This window comes from Cytobacillus sp. T106 (assembly GCF_040492155.1).
Lineage (GTDB): Bacteria > Bacillota > Bacilli > Bacillales > Cytobacillaceae > Bacillus_AB > Bacillus_AB infantis.
Genome location: NZ_JBEUMK010000002.1, coordinates 648,133 through 660,603, shown reverse-complemented (window position 1 = coordinate 660,603; position 12,471 = coordinate 648,133). Strand labels below are relative to the sequence as shown.

General features: G+C 47.3%; 10 protein-coding genes. 4 read left to right on the top strand and 6 right to left on the bottom strand.

Annotated elements, in window-relative coordinates; translation table 11 throughout:
- Positions 1-32 precede the first annotated feature (32 nt).
- Positions 33-1,016, top strand: a complete 984-nt coding sequence (locus ABU165_RS07470; RefSeq protein WP_170939498.1) for a BMP family lipoprotein — start codon at positions 33-35, stop codon at positions 1,014-1,016.
- A gap of 13 nt (positions 1,017-1,029) precedes the next feature.
- The gene (locus tag ABU165_RS07465; RefSeq protein WP_318059958.1) at positions 1,030-2,688 is read left to right on the top strand and encodes a methyl-accepting chemotaxis protein; all 1,659 of its coding nucleotides are present in this window, start codon (positions 1,030-1,032) and stop codon (positions 2,686-2,688) included.
- A 66-nt stretch (positions 2,689-2,754) separates the two neighbouring features.
- On the opposite strand, the gene ABU165_RS07460 is transcribed toward ABU165_RS07465, so the two are convergent.
- Positions 2,755-3,285: a chromate transporter gene (locus ABU165_RS07460; RefSeq protein ID WP_257992418.1), complete on the bottom strand. Its 531-nt coding sequence runs from the start codon at positions 3,283-3,285 to the stop codon at positions 2,755-2,757.
- Positions 3,282-3,854, bottom strand: coding sequence for a chromate transporter (locus ABU165_RS07455; RefSeq protein ID WP_257992419.1), 573 nt, complete (start codon positions 3,852-3,854; stop codon positions 3,282-3,284). Before ABU165_RS07455 ends, ABU165_RS07460 begins: the two co-directional genes overlap by 4 nt.
- Before the next feature lie 688 nt (positions 3,855-4,542).
- Between ABU165_RS07455 and ABU165_RS07450 the strand changes: the two genes are divergently transcribed.
- Positions 4,543-4,932, top strand: coding sequence for a sporulation protein (locus tag ABU165_RS07450; RefSeq protein ID WP_318059957.1), 390 nt, complete (start codon positions 4,543-4,545; stop codon positions 4,930-4,932).
- A 206-nt stretch (positions 4,933-5,138) separates the two neighbouring features.
- On the opposite strand, the gene hpf is transcribed toward ABU165_RS07450, so the two are convergent.
- The 4 genes from hpf to fliS form a co-directional block, all read right to left on the bottom strand.
- Positions 5,139-5,693, bottom strand: coding sequence for a ribosome hibernation-promoting factor, HPF/YfiA family (gene hpf, locus ABU165_RS07445; protein ID WP_094768487.1), 555 nt, complete (start codon positions 5,691-5,693; stop codon positions 5,139-5,141).
- 200 nt (positions 5,694-5,893) lie between these two features.
- Positions 5,894-7,654 carry a flagellinolysin gene (locus tag ABU165_RS07440; protein WP_318059956.1) on the bottom strand — a complete coding sequence of 587 codons (1,761 nt, stop codon included), beginning with the start codon at positions 7,652-7,654 and terminating at the stop codon, positions 5,894-5,896.
- A 22-nt stretch (positions 7,655-7,676) separates the two neighbouring features.
- A complete protein-coding gene (locus ABU165_RS07435; RefSeq protein WP_318059997.1) occupies positions 7,677-11,126 on the bottom strand; it encodes a flagellin in 3,450 nt (1,149 codons plus the stop codon).
- A 35-nt stretch (positions 11,127-11,161) separates the two neighbouring features.
- On the bottom strand, positions 11,162-11,533 hold the full coding sequence (fliS, locus tag ABU165_RS07430) for a flagellar export chaperone FliS (protein WP_318059955.1): 372 nt from the start codon (positions 11,531-11,533) through the stop codon (positions 11,162-11,164).
- A 118-nt stretch (positions 11,534-11,651) separates the two neighbouring features.
- Here fliS and ABU165_RS07425 point away from each other — a divergent pair, with 118 nt between their 5' ends.
- Complete coding sequence (locus tag ABU165_RS07425) at positions 11,652-12,461, top strand: flagellin (RefSeq protein ID WP_318059954.1); 810 nt, start codon at positions 11,652-11,654, stop codon at positions 12,459-12,461.
- Positions 12,462-12,471: the final 10 nt, after the last annotated feature.

Genomic DNA, 12,471 nt, shown 5'->3' with positions numbered 1-12,471 from the left:
TGAGAAATTTTTAATAGAGGTGAATAGAATTGATGAAAAAACTAAGCCTGCTTCTGCTGGGCATTCTATTGCTGGCCGGATGCTCATTGCCAGGCGATGCAGCAGAGGAGAAGCAGGAAAAGCAATATAAAATTGGCGTTTTAATGTCGACGACAGGATTGGGGGACGACTCCTTTAATGACTCGGCCTTCCGCGGCCTTGAAAGGGCCCGCGATGAACTTGGCATCCTGTTTGATTATAAAGAGGCACCAGACGGAGATTTAGAGGAAAAACTGACAGAGCTTGTAGAGGATAAAAATGACCTTGTCATCGCCCTCGGTTTTTCTTCACAAGAAGCGCTTGAAAAAACAGCAAAAAAATATCCTAAGCAGCAGTTTCTATTGATTGATGCCGTTTCAGAATTGCCTAATATTGCTTCCATTACATTTAAGGAGCATGAAGGCAGCTTCCTGGTCGGGATGGCAGCGGCCATGGCCAGCAAATCAAACACACTGGGATTCATCGGTGGTGAAGATGCAGAAGTCATCCACCATTTTGAGCAGGGCTTCATCGAGGGTGCCAGGCACGTAAAGCCTGATATCAAGATTCTGACAGAATATGCCGGCACATTCAGCGATGCTGAACTCGGAGGCAAGATTGCTGAAGCCCAGATTGCCAAAGGAGCTGATTTCATCTACCCGGCAGCAGGGTTTACCGGATATGGCGCCCTACAGAAGGCCCAGGAAATGATGGTTCACGCAGCCGGTGTCGATTCAGACCAGTTCTTTGTCGCTGAAAAAGCCATTATTACAAGCATGCTGAAAAATATTGATGTTGCTGTTTATGATATGGCCAAGCTTCTGAAGGAAAAAGGGAAAATCGAGCAGCATTCCTTTGTACTCGGCCTGGCTGAAAACGGCGTCGGTCTTGCAGAGCTGCGGGCCTTCCCATTCACGGAAGAGCAGAAACAAGCCCTTACAGCAGCCAAGGATGAAATCATCGCCGGCGACATCACTGTAAATTCAACTAAACAATAAAGGAGGCAAAAGCATGAGACTGCGCAATCGATTAATGATGATAGCCATCATTCCTCTTATCTTATCGACTATTATAATCGGCTATATGATCACCGAGATTCTGGACCTCCAGAACTCTACGAAGAAAGACGTAGAAATCCTCCTTCAGATAGAAAATCTGAACGGTGACTTTGTCAGTGCCCGGCAGTCAATGGCCAACGCTGCTGCAACCGGGACCGATGCGAATAAACAGGAAGCCTCCAGCATGCTGGAGAGCATCGGCAAACTCATGAAGCAGCTGAAATCTGAGATTAGCGAGGCTGACCAGAAGGCCACCTTTGCCAAGGCTGAGAATAAATTCAACACTTTAACAAAAGAAGCGGGCGATGCCCTCGCAGGCGGGAACCAGCCTGAAATCAAGAGGCAGTCCATCCGCATCGCAGGCATCATGAATGACTTCTATCTGCTGGATAAGCAGGCTGAAGAATGGTATGAAGCAAAAACATCACAAATGGAAAATCAGATCCGCTTTATTGTCATCTCCTCCCTGATTGCCAGCATCCTGCTGATCATCCTCTCAGGCGGTTTTGCATGGATCGCAGCAAGAAAGATCACAGGGCCGCTTAATGAAATCGTCCAGCAGGCAGGTCAGGTCGCCAGGGGAGATTTAACGATTGAGATTAAAAAAGCCAAGCCAGCGAGCAAATACGAAATAGACCTTCTGCGTTCAGCCTTCGCCGACATGATCATTAATGTAAAATCAACCGTTGAATCTATTGAAGGCGTCGGCAAACAAGTATCTGTTTTTTCCAAAGAAGTGTCAGGATATATGGAAAGCGTGTCGGAAAGCAGCAGCCAGGTTGCCGTTTCAACCGAAGAGCTCGCCAAGGGCAGCCAGGCAATTTCCGAGGATATTCAGTCAACTGCCGAACTGATGAGGAGTATGGGAGACAACTTCGTACTGGTACAGCAGGAAAGCCAGGCATCGCTACAGGCAAGCATGGAGGCATTGACTTCCATCGATGACGGCCGCAAGTCGCTCGAAAAGCAGGCAGCCTTTGCAGGGCAGCTATCCAGCTCATCAGAAGGAATCAAAACATCCGTCCAGGAATTTGCCGAGTATACAGGCAAAATCGAGAACGCGGCCAATACGGTCAGGGAAATCGCAGAGCAGACAAATCTGCTTGCACTCAATGCAGCTATTGAAGCTGCCCGCGCCGGCGAGGCAGGCAAAGGCTTTGCCGTCGTTGCTGAAGAAGTCCGGAAGCTGGCAGACGACAGCTCAAAAGCCACTGTTCTGATCACCAGCATGGTGTCAAGCATTAAACAGGGCGTTTCTACCATCCTGAATGCAACAGAGCTGGGCAGCAGGCTGACCGACGAACAGCTGGGGTCCATTAAAGAAACAGAAGACAGCTTCTTCACCATCGCCGGCCATGTTGCCGGAATTTATGACCAGCTGACCACCCTCACCGAAGGTACGGAAAAGTCAGCCAGCATGAGCCAGCAGGTCATCGCAGCCATTGAAAATGTCTCCGCCGTCACCGAAGAAACCGCGGCCGGAACAGAAGAAATTTCTGCAACCACTGACGCCCAGCTGCGCTCATTCGAGCAGGTCGGCGAAAAAGTCATGGAACTTGAAGGGCTGACAGAAGAAATGAAACGGGAGCTTGGGAAGTTTAAAGTTAACTGACCGGATGATAACAGGCTCAAAATAGAAAGAACCGAATCCATTTGGACTCGGTTCTTTTTTTCTCTCTTATCCCAAAAATATTCCGCCATAAACAAGCGACCCGGCAATAACATATGCAGGATGCACCTTGAACTTTTCCATAAGCACGAAGCTGACAAGCCCGATGAAGAGAGTCTGCCATAGGCCGGCACCTTCGTAAGAGGAAAACAGGAAGTCATACGTCATGACCCCAAGAAGGACGGCAATGACCGGTCTGATAACAACCGTCATCCGCTTGACGCGCGGCGATTCCTTGTATTTCATCAGCAGTCCGAGAAGGCCGATCATCAGGATCAGCGAAGGGGCGACAGTGGCAAAAACGCCGACCGCGGCACCCAAAACACCAGCCTGGTCATAGCCGATATAGCCGGCCATCTTGGTGGCAATCGGGCCGGGAAGTGTGTTCCCTAATGCAAGCATCTCACTGAACTCACTTGTGCTGAGCCAGTCATAGCGGTCGACCACTTCATTCTCAACCAGCGGGATGGAAGCCGGGCCGCCGCCATAGCCCAGGATTCCGGGGATGAAAAACGCTAAAAATATCTGGACATAAATCATGCTGAGCTTTTCTCCTTTTCCGCATTTTTGCCAGCCCTATCCTTTTTAAGGAGCGCCCCGAGCAATAAACCGATAATAATGATTGCGGGATGAACGTTCAGGACCTCCAATACAACCAGGCTTCCGGCCACAAAAAGCAGCGTCCAGCCCCAGCCGAGGTTCGATTTGACTGATTTTTTCACAAAATCCCAGGTCAAAGTGCCGAGCATCACAGCAACGACAGGCACTACGGCCATTGACATCCCCTGCACCCAAGGCTGATCTTTGTAGGAATTCAGCACGGTCAGGAGAAGCACCATCAGGATGATCGTCGGCACGATTGTCGCGATGATGGCATTCAGCATCCCCCAGACCCCTGCAACCCGGTAGCCGATATAGCCGGCCATTTTCGTGGCAATCGGTCCCGGGAGCGCGTTGCCGAGCGCAAGCACATCGCCGAACTCATCTGAATCCATCCATTTATATTTTTCCACAACTTCTTTATGGACGAGCGGAATAGAGGACGGGCCCCCGCCATAGCCCAGGATTCCTACCCTGAAAAAGGCTAAGAATATGTCTGCATGCTTCATGACTGATTCACCTTTTCATCCTTTCCGGCCTGCCCGTTGAACAGGCATCCAGCAGCCCTCCCGGCATAATGCCTGGAGGGCTGCCCTAATTATTATTATTTTCTAATTATAACGCTCTATAACTGGTTTGCCTATCCATTTACTTTATTTCGTTACCGGACAGCAATACATCCTTCCTGTCCTGACACTGTTTGCACATGCTAAGCTTACAAAAAGCCATTATAAGGTCATCACAAGAATGGGTTAATAAAAATCATTGATTTTTCTCATCATATTTTGTACAATAAATCTATAAATTCATAGCACGTCTCCCACAAAGGGGAGTAGCTTTTACAGCATAGTCGTCATTACAGAGCATACGCTCTCGGCTTTGCTGGCAGACCTGATTCTGTTAGCCAGACCTTTGCCTGAACGGCAAAGGTCTTTATTTATACTCTAAAAAGGCCTTTGCCCGCTGGATGATCCCAGCATCGGCAAAGGCCTTTTTCCGTTGCGGGACATGCGCCTTTTTTGGCAGACAAGTGTAGTAATTGGCTGCGGGCGTGCATATGAAAAGAAAAGAGCTTTGTGGCTGGAATGCCAGAAGGAGCAGGGAATGTAAAAATAGAAGTTTCCAAAATGAAGTTTCAACAGGACAACCAAGGACTAACAAAATAATAAAACACAAAAAAACTATTAGGAGAGATTTATGTTGCTTTTACGAAAGTATATGTCATTGATAGGTGTCGGATCGGCGAGGATTGACCTTATATTGCCAAAGCTGAGCTACCATCCAGGCGAGAGCATTTGCGGCTATTTCAACATCGAGGGAGGCACAATCGAACAGCAGATCAAACGTATCGAATGCGACCTTGTGATGACTGATGAAATGGGAGAGCAGGTCATAGACTCCAGCACCATTCTGACTTCAAAAAGAATTGAATCGGATGAGTGCAACCATATGCCGTTCCACTTCACCCTGCCAGAAGCACTCCTGCCTTCCGCGAAAAAGCGGTCGTACCGTTTCAAAACGCGGATGGTCTTTAACGAAGGCGTTAAAAGTGCCGACTTAGATGAAATTACGATTGTCCGCAGTTAACGGAGGAGCTGCTTTAGTGAGATCAAGCAGCTGATGATGTTCGCGGCGTTTATCAGCATCATAGAGACCGGGTACCAGGCAGCATCAATGCTGGAGATCAAGAACCCGCCGTGGGTATAGCTTGTCCAAGTTAATCCATCCCCAGCAGATCCTTAAGCCGGTAAAAGCAAGACCCTGCCCGAATGACGGGCAGGGTCTCTTTATCATTATTGAGCTTCAATCAGGCCATAGCGGCCATCTTTACGCTTATAGACAACATTGGTGCGGTTCGTTTCCGCGTTTGTGAATACATAGAAGCTGTGGCCGAGAAGATTCATCTGCAGGATGGCCTCTTCATTATCCATCGGCTTCAGGTCAAAGCTCTTTTGGCGGACAACTTCCAGCTCATTATCCTCTTCTTCCAGGACCGGTGCCTCCGGCTCATCAAAAGAAGCAAACATCAGCGTCGGGCTGCCCTTCTCGCGGAATTTGCGGTTCACCTTCGTCTTATGCTTGCGGATCTGCCTTTCCAGCTTATCCACGATCAAATCGATGGCCGCATACATATCTTCATGATCCTCCTCAGCACGGAGCACCAGGTTCTGCATCGGAATGGTCACTTCCACTTTGGAGCGGTTATTATTATACGTTTTTAAGTTTACATGTACATTTGCATCAGGAGTTTCAGTAAAATATTTTTCCAGTTTCGCAATCTTCTTCTCTACGTATTCTCTAATCGCTGGAGTTACCTCAATGTTTTCACCACGAATGTTATAATTCATAGATGAACTCCTCCTTTTCATTATACAGTAAAGCTTATCTCAGGCTGCTGCGGCCTTTGAAGCGCCGCTTCCTGAAAAAGCCTAGTCTTAAATTATTATTAAGACTATGTAAATATAATTCTACTGTACCCCAGAAAAGTCCTGCAAAAACGTTGAGATATTTTGAGAATATTTGTCGAAAGATTGTCGTTAGGAAAAAGTTATTTTAAAAGCTGAAGAATGGCCTGCGGCTGCTGGTTGGCCTGGGCGAGCATCGATTGGGCAGCCTGGGCGAGTATGTTTTCTTTTGTCAGTGCCGCCATCTCCTTTGCCATATCCACATCTCTTATCCTTGACTCTGCCGACTGTGTGTTTTCAAGGGTATTTTCCGTCACCTTCAAGGCGCTTTCCAGCCTGTTTTGATAGGCTCCAAGACGTGACCGCTCACCAGAAACAGCAGTGATGGCACTGTCAAAAAGAGAGATGGCTGCATCAGCATTCTGGACCAGGGCTGCGCTGTATATGCCGAGAGAGGTGCTGTCAACAAGGCCCAGATTCAAATCCATGGTCTGACCGGCATTTGCGCCAATCTGCAGCTTCAAAATTCCCGTATCCTCGAATGAATTCGCCCATATGGAAATCATCGGGTCTGCTGATGGTGTATAGCCTGTGCTCGAAGACCAGTTAAGAGAGAAATCAAAATTAACCGGCACCGGATTGGAGGCATCCGAAACAACGGAAAGATCATCTGCACTGCCCGTGATGCTTCCGACTCCATCAGTATCCCCTCTGCTGAGCAGCGTATCAATGTAACTTGCCCCATTTGCTTTAAAATCGTTCATAAAAGCTGTGAGGCCGCCGCTATACAAGCTCGTACCGCTGCCATCCTTCAGTTCCTTTAAGGCAGTGTCAACTGATTTCAAATTGCCGTCCGCAAGGATCATCATTAAATCTTTAATGCTCTGTGTGCCTCCTGATTTTGTCTGCAGCTGCTCATCCAGATATTTCACTGCAGCATATGACGCTGAATAGAAGTCAGATGAACTATAAGGCCCAGTAATATAATCCACAACCCTCTGAGAGCTGCCAAGAATTGCGACACTGGTCTCCAGGCGCTCATCAGCACCAGGCAAATACTCTGCCGCGCCTTCCTTGAACCACTTGGGCATGGCTGAATCAAGCATATTCATCCCGGAGGCGCCCATAACCGCATGGACCATCTCGTGGGCTACTATGCGGTCCTTTGAAATCCAGAGGCCGTCCTCATTAAAGAAATCCGCTTTATCAAGCACCAGCTGGAAGCCGGATGCTGCCCCTGTAGCTGTATTGACCATAGAAGAAACATAGGCAACCGTCCCGCCAGGCGCATCGTATTCATAAATGATGTCGAGCTCTGTTCCCGGTCTGGCCGATATTCCGTAAAAATTGGAAATCATCTGCACAGGTGTGTTCAGCATATAATCATTCAGCGCGGCGCTCATCTCTGCTGCGTCAGCATAAAAGGCATCACCTGCCGGGGTAGAAGTACCTCCTCCTCCTCCAGACGGCGGCGGTGCTGCTATGCCCTTGCCTCTTAGCACCTTAATGGTATTGAACTCTGTACGCTCTGAAATACCATTAATTTCATCAATAATGTTCTCCACTTCAAGCTGAAGCTGCTCTTTGTCCTCCGGCGTATTTGTATCATTCGCCGCCTGGACGGAAAGCTCCCTTCCTCTTTGAAGAAGGGAATGAACTTCATTTAAGGCACCTTCCGCTGTCTGGATCAGAGAGATGCCATCCTGGATATTCCTGGAGGACTGATCAAGTCCGCGGATCTGTGCCCTCATTTTTTCAGAAATGGCGAGACCGGCAGCATCATCTGAGGCACCATTAATCCTCAATCCGCTGGCTAAGCGGTTCATCTGATTACTGATTACCGGGCTTTTTTCTTTCATTCTGCCAAGAATCTGATTTGCTGCTGCATTCGTATTGATGCGCATACTCTTTCACCTGCGGTTTCTATTATTTTAATAACGCCAAAACCTCTTCGCCTGATTTATTGATTTGAGCAGCCATCGCCTGCTGTGACTGTGCAAGAATCTGATAACGGACCAGATTCATTGCTTCCTTCGCCATATCGGCATCCTGGATTCTGCTCAATGCTGATAGAGTATTTTCCTCGACGGAGGACAGATTGGCTGATATATACTCTAGCCTGTTTTCAACAGCCCCAGCATTGCCGAGCTCTTTTAAAATAAAGTTCAGAGATTTATCGATAAGCTGAAGTCCTTTTTCGGCATCTTCGTAAGTCCTGACACAAATGATGTTCGTATCCTTAAGCATGTTATCAAAGGACTCAATTTTCACATTATAGGTATCTCCCGCATTCGCCCCGACCTGGAAAGTAAAGCTGTTTGGGCTGTATTCCTCCGGATGCCTCACCCGGTAATCCACCTTCAGGCTATGGCTGCCAGTCCCTAAAGTGATCATATCAGCCTTTAAAACAACCCGGCTGCTCTCCAGGCTGAATTGGTCAGCAGACAGCGCCTGGCCGTCCAGGTAAACGGCGAGATTTTCCGGATCGATCTCTGCCCCAAGCAGCCCGCTTCCAGCTTCATGCTCGCAGTAGGCATTGAAAAAGTCATTGGGTGCGCTGGCATTCAGCCCAATATCCAGTGCATCGAAGTACTCTACTTTCATATTTACATAGCCCATTGTATTCGTAACATCCGGACGGGCAGAACCGATAATCTCAATTTGATTGCCGCTGTGAAAGTATCCGTCCCCATCCGGCTCCGAAGTCTCGCTGATTTCTTCTCCATTAAGTATCACTTTATAGATATAAGAATTTTGCGGCACCGTTGTTTTCAAATCACTTGATGTGATGGAATATACCTTATATGCCCCATCGATGTCTTCCTTGTCAGGGCGGTACTCTCCGTGCAGTGACAGCATCCCGGTATCTGGATCATAGGTGTATCCATCATTCTCATCGTAGGGCACTTCACTTCCATTATGATAGACTCGTATTGCCTTTGGCCCTGAATTCCCTTCAATCCCGTAGCTCTGCGTATCAGTGCTCAGCCTGAAATCATAGCTTCCATTCTCTTTCGGCACAGCTGCGCTTTCATATACATAATAAACATCTACGTCTGTACTCAAGCCGGCAGCCGGCCTTGAATCTCCATATAGTTCGATGTTATTTGTCTGTTTATTATAAAAATAGCCATTTGTCTTCGCTGCATCATACTCCACCTCAGTTCCATCGACCATTACTTTAAAGGCTGACGAAACGGAAGCCGGATCCGCCCCATAGGTTTCCGGGGGATAGGATAGCTTCACCTCTACTTTTTCATCCTGATAGGAAGGGCCTCCGGAGGCCGCCACCATATAGACAGAATACATATCACCTATATTAGGGCGGCTTGTACCATAAAGCTCAATCGTATTCGTAGCCTTATTGTATTGATAGCCGTTTTCGGCGGAATACTCAATAGCCTCTGATCCATTCCGCAGGACTTTTATAGAGCTTGGAGAACTTCCTGTTTCGAGATTATAAAGTTCCGGGTATCTGTAACTGAGCGGGATGCCATAAACGTCCTTCGATGTGTTCGATGTGTCATAAATGTACTGCACTTTAACCTCTTGGCCCGAAGGCACATCCGGCCTTGAATCTCCATAAATGCTGATTTTTCCGGTGGATGAATCATAGGTGTAGCCGTTCGTTTTGCTTGCATCGTATTTCACTTCATTGCCGCCTACATAGACACGCAGAGATCGTTCTGCAGACAAATCGCTGTTTTCCAGATTATAAGTGTCAGCGCTGTTTGTAATGGATCGCGAGTAGATTTGATTCCGGCCGTCAGAGTCACTGAAATGCTCAATGCTGACAGACTGATTGTACGCAGGACGCAAATCCCCATAAAATTCAACCTTGCCTGAAGCGGCATCTACATATACACCGGTCGTTCCCTCAACGTCAGCCGGCCGCGCTGACAGCAGCTGGGAACGGTCAACAGACACACCGCCGACTTTAATATCCAATGACCGGGGCCCGCTTTCGCCGTGCATATTATACACTTCCGATCCATAGGGAAGGGATACTGCATGGATATTATTAGGGCTTGAATCTGAAACATAGGAAAATGAGTAATGGTCCTGTGCATCATCTCCTGCTTCATTCCCAATAATTGCATCTCCATAAAAGGTAATGCTGCTGCCGGTAACTTGATAATACCCGCCTGCCGGAGGATCTCCCTGCCCGTCCCAGTAAGTGAGTTCCCTTGAGGTGCTGTCTGTCACTTTATATACCTTCAAGGAAGCAGTGTTCGTATTCATCCGATATAAATCCGGACTATCCGGCATTGTAATTGTATTATTCTGCGGCGGGATATTCAGCGTATCTCCGGTTGTAATTAGATTGACCCCGTAATTGGAGACAGCCCCCCTTGTGTTAACATCAACCCGCTTAATGTTTCCGAGGCTATCTGCGTAGGCAAAGGAAGTATTTCCTGAAGCATCTACTATGGGGGAAAAACTGAAGTCAGAGCTGCCATCGGAAAAGGAACTGACATGTGACCAATAGCTTGTTCCTGTACTGCTTCGTCTTTCCAGGTTCAAATAAGTTCCATCATATTGCAGCCTCATCAATCCATCTTTAGAAGTGGTTTGCTGAGGGAGAGCCGACTCCAACCCTCCTGAAACAGGATCTGTCCCTCCCATTGCACTGACAGTGTACTGCCCATTATCCCTGCTTGAAGTAAATACCACCGTCTGCCCGTCACTTGACCATTGGGGATTGTAGTCCCTTACTGTTGTCCCAATGTAAGATTCGGGAGGAGTAGTGACTGGAATGGAATTAAATTCATCGGTCCGATTGTAATTGTTTGATACTGATACAGGGCCAAGCGAATTACCTAATACCCTGCTCGTATTAATATCAACTGCAGGCCATTGATCTTTCGACATCAGAGTGATTGTCTTCATAGCCGACCTGTTTTCATACACATATTCACCCGGCTTTTCATTTGTCAGGAGCTTGATAGTATTAAACTCTGTATCATGCACCACATGATTCAATTCTTTTTTCAATTCATCAATTTCATTCTGTATAATCAATGTGTCCGCCTGGTTCATCGGCACATAATTGCCTTGTTCAACGGATGTATTCGTTCCATTCATGGATTGAACGGTGAGTTCCCTGATGCGGTGGATGATCTTCGTCATCTCCTGCATGGCTCCATCTGCGACCTGTACCATGGAGCCGGCATCCTGAACATTGCGGATCGCCTGCCCGCTCCCGCGGGCAAGAGCGTGGAGCTTCTGGCTGATTGCAAGGCCGGCAGCGTCATTTGCCGCGGTCCTGATCCTTTGTCCGGAAGCCAGCTTTTCCATTGTTTTTTCCAGCTTGCTCTGGTTCTTCTTGATGCGGTTGTTCAGGTTAAGAGACAGATTGCCGCCGTTAATGATCATCTTAAACACCTAACCTCTCTGCTGTTCTTGCTGTTTTATCTAATGCGGTCCAGTGACTCCTGCCATACTCTCAATATTTCTCTTAAATACTCTTCTGCTTCCTGTAAAGGCTGCAGCTCTGCATCAATGTTTGCCATAATCAGCTGCCTGTATATAAAATTCAATACTGCAGCAGTCTCGCTTCCGCCTTCCGCTTCGCCATTCACGCACAGACTCAGCTCCGAGACGATCAGCTGGGCTTTTTTCAGGCTGTCATTCCTTTCTGCAATATTCCCGCTCTTGATGTCTGCCGATGCCTTTTGGATATAAGCAATGCCGGCCTCAAGCAGGAATCTGACCAGCTCTTTCGCTGGCGCTGTCTGCAGCTGATTATTTTTATATATTTCAATCACTTGATTATAGTCCATATAAGCAAACCCCTATTTTATATCGGCATTATATAGACGTTCTTAATAACACACTGAAGAAATGTTAAATTTATCCGATATTAAGAGAGTAGTTATTTTTACATAAAGGGGGGATTAGATGAAAATTCAAAACCAGGCAATGGTGTCTTTTTCGGTAACCCGTTACCAGAAAAACAACACAAAGATGGATAAAACGATTGAAAAGCTTGCATCCGGTATGGAAATCAAAAAGGCGAGCGACAATCCGACCGGCCTTGCCATCTCGGAAACAATGAGAGCGCAGATAAGAGGGCTTTCACAGGCACAGAGGAATATGCAGGATGGCCTTTCCGTCCTGCAGGCAGAGAATGAAGGACTCAACCATGTAAACTCTCTTCTGCAGAGGGCAAGGGAGCTGACAGTCACAGCCTCTAATGATACTCTGACATTTGCAGATAGAGAAGCAGCGCAGACAGAGTATAATGAATTGCTTCAAGGGATCAATGACACGGCGGAAAAGCTGGAATTCAACACGAAAAAAATTCTGGGCGAGAATGCACCACTCGTAATAATGGTCGGATCCAATTCCGGACAGCAGATTAAAGTAGATCTCGTAAACGTGAGGACTTCAGAGCTAGGGCTGGATGGTACCTCGATGATTTTGCGGGAAAATGCTGAAGATCTTATCACAAAATTGGACGGCGCCATTACAAAGGTAACAGGCTATCTGACGAAGGTAGGCTCCGATTATGAAACAGTAGAGCATCACTTAAGAAATGCATCACTTTATGAAGCGAATATCACAACATCCTATTCCATGCTGAAGGATGCGAATATAGCAGAAAAAATGCTGGACTTTGTAAGCCTGAACATCCGGAAAAATGCCGACCAGCTGCTGGTTTCCAATGTCAACCAAGGGACACGCGAGGCACTGGAGCTATTAAAATAGGAGGAACCAA

What these genes read in the sequence shown, in the direction of transcription:
- hpf (WP_094768487.1), bottom strand. Translation starts at nt 5,693, where the DNA reads ATGAATTATAACATTCGTGGTGAAAACATTGAGGTAACTCCAGCGATT.
- fliS (WP_318059955.1), bottom strand. Translation starts at nt 11,533, where the DNA reads ATGGACTATAATCAAGTGATTGAAATATATAAAAATAATCAGCTGCAG.
- ABU165_RS07470 (WP_170939498.1), top strand. Translation starts at nt 33, where the DNA reads ATGAAAAAACTAAGCCTGCTTCTGCTGGGCATTCTATTGCTGGCCGGA.
- ABU165_RS07425 (WP_318059954.1), top strand. Translation starts at nt 11,652, where the DNA reads ATGAAAATTCAAAACCAGGCAATGGTGTCTTTTTCGGTAACCCGTTAC.
- ABU165_RS07435 (WP_318059997.1), bottom strand. Translation starts at nt 11,126, where the DNA reads ATGATCATTAACGGCGGCAATCTGTCTCTTAACCTGAACAACCGCATC.
- ABU165_RS07450 (WP_318059957.1), top strand. Translation starts at nt 4,543, where the DNA reads ATGTTGCTTTTACGAAAGTATATGTCATTGATAGGTGTCGGATCGGCG.
- ABU165_RS07440 (WP_318059956.1), bottom strand. Translation starts at nt 7,654, where the DNA reads ATGCGCATCAATACGAATGCAGCAGCAAATCAGATTCTTGGCAGAATG.
- ABU165_RS07455 (WP_257992419.1), bottom strand. Translation starts at nt 3,854, where the DNA reads ATGAAGCATGCAGACATATTCTTAGCCTTTTTCAGGGTAGGAATCCTG.
- ABU165_RS07460 (WP_257992418.1), bottom strand. Translation starts at nt 3,285, where the DNA reads ATGATTTATGTCCAGATATTTTTAGCGTTTTTCATCCCCGGAATCCTG.
- ABU165_RS07465 (WP_318059958.1), top strand. Translation starts at nt 1,030, where the DNA reads ATGAGACTGCGCAATCGATTAATGATGATAGCCATCATTCCTCTTATC.